General features: G+C 62.8%; 3 protein-coding genes and 1 tRNA gene. 3 read left to right on the top strand and 1 reads right to left on the bottom strand.

Annotation, left to right across the window (positions count from 1 at the left end; translation table 11 throughout):
* The 3 genes from A2J03_RS14025 to A2J03_RS14015 form a co-directional block, all read left to right on the top strand.
* On the top strand, positions 1-421 hold a 421-nt coding region (locus A2J03_RS14025), incomplete at its 5' end, for a DUF3052 domain-containing protein (RefSeq protein ID WP_068374902.1).
* A 29-nt stretch (positions 422-450) separates the two neighbouring features.
* Entirely contained in the window at positions 451-909 is a 459-nt protein-coding gene (locus A2J03_RS14020; RefSeq protein WP_068374900.1) for a peroxiredoxin, read from the top strand.
* A gap of 92 nt (positions 910-1,001) precedes the next feature.
* A tRNA-Val gene (locus A2J03_RS14015) sits at positions 1,002-1,076 on the top strand.
* Positions 1,077-1,184: 108 nt separating this feature from the next.
* Here A2J03_RS14015 and A2J03_RS14010 read toward each other — a convergent pair.
* Positions 1,185-1,670, bottom strand: coding sequence for a hypothetical protein (locus A2J03_RS14010; protein ID WP_068374897.1), 486 nt, complete (start codon positions 1,668-1,670; stop codon positions 1,185-1,187).
* Between the last annotated feature and the right edge of the window lie 101 nt (positions 1,671-1,771).

Below are 1,771 nucleotides of genomic sequence, written 5' to 3'. Positions count from 1 at the left end.
GGTCGCCGCGGCGGACGCTCAGAACTACGCTCAGAAACTTGGTATCACCCGCGACTTGGTCGTTCAGGAGCTGGGCTGGGACGAGGACACAGACGACGACCTGCGTGCCGACGTAGAGGACACCATCGGCGGTGAGACTGTCGACGAGGACTCCGACGAGGTCATCGACGTGGTGTTGCTGTGGTGGCGCGACGGCGATGGTGATCTTGTCGACGCACTGATGGATGCCATCGGTCCGCTCTCGGACGATGGATTCGTCTGGGTCCTCAGCCCCAAGACCGGACTCCCGGGACATGTCGAGCCGAGTGAGATCGCCGAATCGGCGCCGACCGCAGGGTTGACGCAGACCTCGGCCGCCAATCTCGGTGACTGGATCGGCAGCCGACTGGTGCAGCCGAAGACACGGGCGACCAAACGGTAGCGACCCCCCGAACAGAAAGACCGGATTCGATGCCACTCGAGGTGGGCGCAGAGGCGCCCGACTTCACCCTCAAGGACCAGAACAATCAGGAAGTGACCTTGTCGTCGTACCGCGGCGACAAGAACGTCCTACTGGTCTTCTATCCACTCGCGTTCACGGGGACTTGCCAGGGCGAACTGTGCAAGGTCCGTGACGGTCTGCCCAAGTTCGAGAACGACGACACCGCCATTCTCGCGATCTCTGTCGGCCCTCCGCCGACGCACAAGATCTGGGCGGCCGAGCAGGGGTACACCTTTCCGCTGCTGTCGGATTTCTGGCCGCACGGATCCGTCGCGCAGGCGTACGGGGTGTTCAACGACAAAGCCGGATTCGCCAACCGAGGCACCTTCGTCATCGACAAGGACGGGATCATTCGGTACGCGGAGATGAACCAGCCGGGAGAAGCGCGTGATCCGTCAGCGTGGGAGACGGCACTGGCTTCGGTGTGAGATCGATAGGCGCCTGACCTGCCGAATTGGAGATCGGGCGCAGAGACGATAAATTTCTCCAAGCGTTCCGGTGGTTTCGGCCACCGGTACTCGGGCGTATAGCTCAGCGGTAGAGCTCTGGTTTTACACACCAGCGGTCGGGGGTTCGAACCCCTCTGCGCCCACCAGCGTTTACGCAGGTCAGACTGATATGCGACCACGGTAGCTCACTTGCAGAGCCCCCGTAGTGTGCCGACAATGTGCCGCCAGTCGGTATGTGAATCGAAGCGCTCGGGTTAGTCCGCCCTGTTGGCAAAGGGACGTACCCCGTGCCGCGCTCTGAAGCGGGCAATCATCTCGCGCTCGACGCGCCTGGCGTCCAGATCGTCCGTCACCCTCCACCCGACCAGAAGGTCAGCGGAGTCGGCCAGCTGCCAGATTCGCCGACCGCCTGAATGGCCAGCGCGAGCACCTGCACCGAACCTGCGGTACTCCGACAGCCGTTTGCGCAGCCCTCGATTACTGTTCCGCCCCATGTTCGCCTTGCCGATGTAGACGATGGGCTCACCTGGCACCCAGGATCGGGCAAGTTCGTCCACTGCCGTCGTCGGGTCCATGCCTTTGTGCCACCCTGCCGGTGATGTTTCGAGGAACGTGGGCAGTGCTGCGCTCGGACGCATTACGACGTATACACCTGGAGCCCTGGGCACGTCGGCATCGGGAAGGTCCGCGAAGCGCACCCAGCCCTCGAAGCCGTTCAATTCGACCGCAGATTTAGTCATGTCAGCTGTCTTCGCCTAAGACGATCGTCGCGGAGCTGCCGAACAGGGACGCACCCGCAGCAGTGAGCGCTTCATCGTGGGCGTGACCGTAAACCCGGAGC

The sequence above is a fragment of the Rhodococcus sp. EPR-157 genome (assembly GCF_001647195.1).
Taxonomy (GTDB): domain Bacteria; phylum Actinomycetota; class Actinomycetes; order Mycobacteriales; family Mycobacteriaceae; genus Rhodococcoides.
This window is presented reverse-complemented; position numbering and strand designations above follow the sequence as displayed.

Coding starts and splice junctions, on each gene's coding strand:
- A2J03_RS14020 (WP_068374900.1), top strand. CDS start 451: ATGCCACTCGAGGTGGGCGCAGAGGCGCCCGACTTCACCCTCAAGGAC.
- A2J03_RS14010 (WP_068374897.1), bottom strand. CDS start 1,670: ATGACTAAATCTGCGGTCGAATTGAACGGCTTCGAGGGCTGGGTGCGC.